This window comes from Amycolatopsis rhizosphaerae (assembly GCF_007713715.1).
Taxonomy (GTDB): Bacteria; Actinomycetota; Actinomycetes; order Mycobacteriales; family Pseudonocardiaceae; genus Amycolatopsis_E; species Amycolatopsis_E rhizosphaerae.
In genome coordinates this window covers 1-5,241 of record NZ_VJWX01000495.1, presented here as the reverse complement: position 1 = coordinate 5,241, position 5,241 = coordinate 1, and the positions used below count along the sequence as shown (strand labels likewise).

The 5,241-nt window shown below is 69.9% G+C and carries 6 protein-coding genes; all 6 read right to left on the bottom strand.

Annotated elements, in window-relative coordinates; all coding sequences use genetic code 11:
* Positions 1-209: 2-amino-4-hydroxy-6-hydroxymethyldihydropteridine diphosphokinase (locus FNH05_RS31470; protein WP_144592488.1), on the bottom strand; the 209-nt coding region annotated here is incomplete at its 3' end.
* Positions 206-565, bottom strand: coding sequence for a dihydroneopterin aldolase (gene folB, locus FNH05_RS31465; RefSeq protein WP_144592487.1), 360 nt, complete (start codon positions 563-565; stop codon positions 206-208). The genes folB and FNH05_RS31470, both read right to left, overlap by 4 nt.
* Positions 558-1,358: a dihydropteroate synthase gene (gene folP, locus FNH05_RS31460; RefSeq protein WP_144592489.1), complete on the bottom strand. Its 801-nt coding sequence runs from the start codon at positions 1,356-1,358 to the stop codon at positions 558-560. The genes folB and folP overlap by 8 nt, the downstream gene beginning before the upstream one ends.
* 32 nt (positions 1,359-1,390) lie before the next feature.
* On the bottom strand, positions 1,391-1,993 hold the full coding sequence (gene folE / locus FNH05_RS31455; protein WP_246128054.1) for a GTP cyclohydrolase I FolE: 603 nt from the start codon (positions 1,991-1,993) through the stop codon (positions 1,391-1,393).
* The gene (gene ftsH, locus FNH05_RS31450; RefSeq protein ID WP_144592485.1) at positions 1,983-4,298 is read right to left on the bottom strand and encodes an ATP-dependent zinc metalloprotease FtsH; all 2,316 of its coding nucleotides are present in this window, start codon (positions 4,296-4,298) and stop codon (positions 1,983-1,985) included. Before ftsH ends, folE begins: the two co-directional genes overlap by 11 nt.
* Before the next feature lie 197 nt (positions 4,299-4,495).
* The coding region (locus tag FNH05_RS31445; protein ID WP_144592484.1) for an ESX secretion-associated protein EspG at positions 4,496-5,241 on the bottom strand (746 nt) is incomplete at its 5' end.

Here is a 5,241-nt window from a genome sequence, read left to right as displayed (position 1 = left end):
GCCCGCAGCCACGCCCAGTGGTCCCGCGCCGGATCGTCCACCACGCACACCGCGTTGAGGAAGTCCGGCTGTTCCTCGACCCCCCATGGTTTCGTCTCGTAGACCGTCGACACGGCACGCACGGCCGGCCCGAGACCGGTCATCACCGAGCGCAGGAACCCGAGCCGGTCGCCCAGGTTCGAGCCGAGGGAAAGGACGGCGCGGCTCATCGGTCCCGCCGCACGGTCACCGCCACATCATCGAAGGTGAGCGGGATCGGCGCGGCGGGCTTGTGCACGGTGACCTCGACGGCGTGCACCCGCTCGTCGCGGACCACCTCGTCGGCGATCTTCCCGGCCACGCTCTCGATCAGGTCGTAGGGCTCGCCGCCGACGATGCCCGCCGCCATTTCCGCGAGTTCGCCGTAGTGCAGCGTGTGCTTCAACTCGTCGGTCGCGGCGGCCTGGGAGAGATCGAGCCACACGGTGATGTCGACGACGAATTCCTGTCCGTCGCGCTTCTCGTGCTCGAAAACGCCGTGGTGACCGAACACGCGCAGCCCGGTCAGCGTGATCCGGTCAGACATCGCCCCGCCGCCAGGCCCTGGCCACCGCGACCGCGTCGAGCGAGGCACCCACCGAATGCACCCGCACACCCCAGGCACCGGCGGCCGCGGCCAGCGCGGAGATCGCGGCCGTGGCGTCCTCACGCCCGTCGGGCGGCCTCGGCTCGCCGTTCTCTCCGGCGAGGAGCCTGCCGAGAAAGCGCTTTCGAGAGGCGCCCACCAGAACCGGGAAACCCATTTCGAGGAAGACGTCCAGATCGTGCAGAAGCGCCCAGTCGTGCTCGGCGCGCTTGGCGAAACCGAGCCCCGGGTCGAGCACGATGTTTTCCGAAGCCACCCCGGCGGCGAGCGCCGCGTCCACCCGCGCCGAAAGCTCGTCGCGCACCTCGGCGACCACATCCGTGTAGACGGCGAGCGCGTTCATGTCCTTGCTGTGGCCACGCCAGTGCATCAGCACCCAGGGGGCGCCGGTCCCGGCCGCCACCTTCGCCATGTCCGGATCGGCCAGCCCGCCCGACACGTCGTTGATGATCGAGGCCCCCGCGTCCAGCGCGGCCTCGGCCACCGCCGCCCTCGTCGTGTCCACCGACAGGCACAGGCCGTCCGCCGCGAGCGCCCGCACCACCGGCACCACGCGGGCGATCTCGGTTTCGGCATCCACCCTGGCGGCGCCGGGCCGGGTCGACTCGCCGCCCACGTCGATCACGTCCGCGCCACGCCCCCACATTTCGTGTGCGTGCACCAGTGCGGAGTCCCGATCGAGGTACCGGCCGCCGTCGGAGAAGGAATCCGGGGTGACGTTGAGGACACCCATCACCACGCAGCGCCCGGGAGCGGGCAGCGCGTTCACCGTCGCCCCTTGATCAGCTCCAGTGCCTCGGCGCGGGTCGAAGCCTGCGTCTGCAGCACACCCCGCACCGCCGAGGTGGTGGTCCGCGCCCCGGCCTTGCGGATGCCGCGCATCGACATGCACAGGTGCTCCGCCTCGATCACGACGATGACACCCCGCGGCTCGAGCTTCCGGTTCAGCGCGTCGGCCACCTGCGAGGTGAGCCGCTCCTGCACCTGGGGGCGTTTGGCGTACAGATCGACCAGCCGGGCCAGCTTCGACAACCCGGTCACCTTCCCGTGCGCGTTCGGGATGTACCCGACGTGCGCGACGCCGTGGAACGGGGCCAGATGGTGCTCGCACATCGAGTACAGCGGGATATCGGTGACCAGGACCAGTTCTTCGTGCGACTCGTCGAAGGTCCGGTCGAGCACCTTGTCGGGGTCTTCGTACAACCCCGCGAACATCTCCTGGTACGCCCGCGCGACCCGGGCCGGGGTGTCCCGCAGGCCATCCCGATCCGGATCCTCACCCACGGCCAGCAACAGCTCACGCACGGCCTTCTCGGCCCGTGCCTGGTCGAACACCGGCCCGGGTTCGCGGGTCAGCTCACTGTCGATGTTGACCGTCCTGCTCGTCGGGCTCGGAACGTCGGCCGCCCTCACCCGGGTTCTGCCGCCACTCGTCGGCCGGTGGCCGCCAGCCGGTGTTGCCGCCCGGCTGGGTGGCCGGGGTCCACCCGGGGGGCGCGCCGTAGTTCGGCGGGCCACCCGCCACGCCACCCGAAGGCTGCGGCCACTGGCCGGTGCCGTTCGGGCCGTACGGGCGGCCACCGTTGGGCGGATATCCGCCAGCGGCGGGCGGAGCGTACGGGTTCGACGGAGGCTCGGGCTGCGCGTACGGCGGCCCGCCCGGCAGGTCGGACCCGCCTGGCGCGGTGCCGACCGGCGCCGGCACCCGCGGTGCGGGCTTCTTCTCCTCCGGCGGCCACGGCTCGCCGCGCTCCATCGCCAGCTCGCCCGGCGTCTTGATCGGCGGCTTGTCCGACGGGATGCGCTCCCCGAACTCGTTGAACACGGTGATGTGCGGGCGCTTCTCCACGGTGGCGAAGATCCGCTCGAGGTCCTTGCGCTGGAGGGTCTCCTTCTCCAGCAGCTCCATCACCAGGTCGTCGAGCACGTCCCGGTAGGTGTTGAGGACCTCGTACGCCTCGGTGTGCGCGGTCTCGATGAGCTTGCGGACCTCTTCGTCGATCTCGTGCGCGACCTCGAGCGAGTAGTCCGCCTGACGGCCCGCGGAGCGTCCGAGGAACGGGTCACCCTGCTCCTGGCCGTACTTGACCGCCCCGAGCCGGGCGCTCATGCCGTACTCGGTCACCATCGCCTTGGCGATCTTGGTGGCCTGCTCGATGTCCGAGGAGGCGCCCGTGGTCGGCTCGTGGAAGACCAGCTCCTCGGCGGTGCGCCCACCCAGGGCGAACACCAGCCGGGCGATCATCTCCGAGCGCGTCATCAGCTGCTTGTCGTCCTCGGGCACGACGAGCGCGTGCCCGCCGGTACGCCCGCGCGGCAGAATGGTCAGCTTGTACACCGGCTCCAGGTCCGGCATCGCCCACGCGGCCAGCGCATGCCCGCCCTCGTGGTAGGCGGTGATCTTCTTCTCCTTCTCGGAGATGATCCGGCTCTTGCGCGCCGGGCCGCCGATCACGCGGTCCACCGACTCCTCGAGCGCCACATCGTTGATCACGTGGCCGTTCTGGCGCGCGGTGAGCAGCGCCGCCTCGTTGATCACGTTGGCCAGGTCCGCACCGGACATGCCCACGGTGCGCTTGGCCAGCGCGTCCAGGTCGACGTTCTGCGCCAGCGGCTTGCCCTTGGCGTGCACCTCCAGGATCGCGCGGCGGCCCCGCAGGTCGGGGGCGGACACCGGGATCTGCCGGTCGAACCGGCCGGGGCGCAGCAGCGCCGGGTCGAGGATGTCGGGCCGGTTGGTGGCGGCGATCAGGATGATGCCGCCGCGCGAGTCGAACCCGTCCATCTCGACGAGCAGCTGGTTCAGCGTCTGCTCGCGCTCGTCGTGCCCGCCGCCGAGGCCCGCCCCGCGCTGGCGGCCGACCGCGTCGATCTCGTCGACGAAGATGATGCACGGCGCGTTCTGCTTGGCCTGTTCGAACAGGTCACGGACGCGGGAGGCACCGACACCGACGAACATCTCGACGAAGTCCGAACCGGAGATCGTGTAGAAGGGCACCCCGGCCTCACCGGCGACGGCCCTGGCGAGCAGCGTCTTACCGGTACCGGGCGGGCCGTAGAGCAGCACGCCCTTCGGGATCTTCGCGCCCAGCGCCTGGTAGCGCGCCGGGTTCTGCAGGAAGTCCTTGATCTCGTTGAGCTCTTCGACCGCCTCGTCGGCCCCCGCCACGTCACCGAAGGTGGTCTTGGGCATGTCCTTGTTCAGCTGCTTGGCCTTGGACTTGCCGAAGTTGAGGACCCGGTTGCCGCCGCCCTGCGCGTTGTTCATCATCCACATGAGCAGCAGGAGCAGCAGGCCCAGCGGGATCATGTAGATGAGCAGCTGCGAGATCCACGACTGCTGGGTGACCGTGGTGGCGAACTTCACGTTCGGCTTGGAGATCAGCAGGTCGTAGATGGACCGCGTCGCATCGGCCGGGTACGGCGTGATGATCTCGTCGACCTGTTGGCCGTCGACGTCGATCTTGTTGTTGAGCGACAGCTTGAGCTGCTGCTCCTTGTCCTGGAGGTTCGCTTCCTTCACATTGCCCGCGTTGACCTGCGCGATCGCTTGTGAAGTCGGAACCTGGGTGTAACCGCGGTTGCTGTCGAACACGCTGCTGAACAAGAAGTAGAGCAGCAGAACCGCGACGATCCACAGAAGTGGGTTCTTGAGCAGGCGCTTCCGGTCCATATGCCTCGGCCGTGCTGGCCTTGACCCTCCCTGGTTAGGCGGTAGATGGTGACATCCGCCGTCACGGTGTAGACAACAACTAGCTGGGTGCGGGACACCCGTCTAACCAGGGTACAGTCCGGCCGACGTGGATACCTGCACGAGCCTCCGGCAGGTCAACGGCCGATCAGGGTCCGGGGTTCCCGGACCGGCCGGGATCAGCCCGAAACAAGCGAGACCATCTCCGTGAGCCTGGTGCGCAGCGTCTTGGTGTCGGCGGGGGCCACCGTCACCCATTCGCGGCCATCCGAGCCGGGACGCGCGAGGCTGAGGTAGCGGCCGCTGGCCGTGTCGAACCAGGCCAGGACCGGTGAGCGTCGCCAGCCGCTGAGCTCGTTACGGCTGTTCGCGGCCAACTGCCCGCCTCGCAGACGAGGCTGGCCGGCCAGCCGGGCGTAGGACTCGCGGGGATCGGCCACCTGGTCGCTCAGCGAGGACCTCCGTCGCGACCGCGGCTCCTCGGGGCCGCCACCGGCGGGCACCGCGACCCGGTTCGGCGGAATGCGCAGGGCCTCGGCCACCGGAAGAGTGATGGAGGCCTCGGTGCCCCGCGTGCCCGGCGGCAGCAGGTCGACCACCGCGGAGGCCAGTCCCTCGGCGAAGGTCGGCCGGAGCCAGATCCCGTCCGCGTTCTGGATCGCGATCACGCCCGTACGCCCGTCGGAGGCGGCGAGGATCCCCACCGGGGGCGCCTGGTAGTCGGGGATGTGCAGTGCGTCGATCCGCAGCAGCGGCCGGGCGAGCACGGTCAGCCAGTCCTCGACATGGGGTTCGAGGCGGCCGAAGTGGTCGTGCAGCCCCCGTGCCTTGAGCTCCTGGCGCGCCCGCTCCCGCAGCGAGACACGCTGAGCCTCGGTCTCCCCGTGGGAACGAACCCGCAGCGGGTAGGGCAACTCGCCGAGCC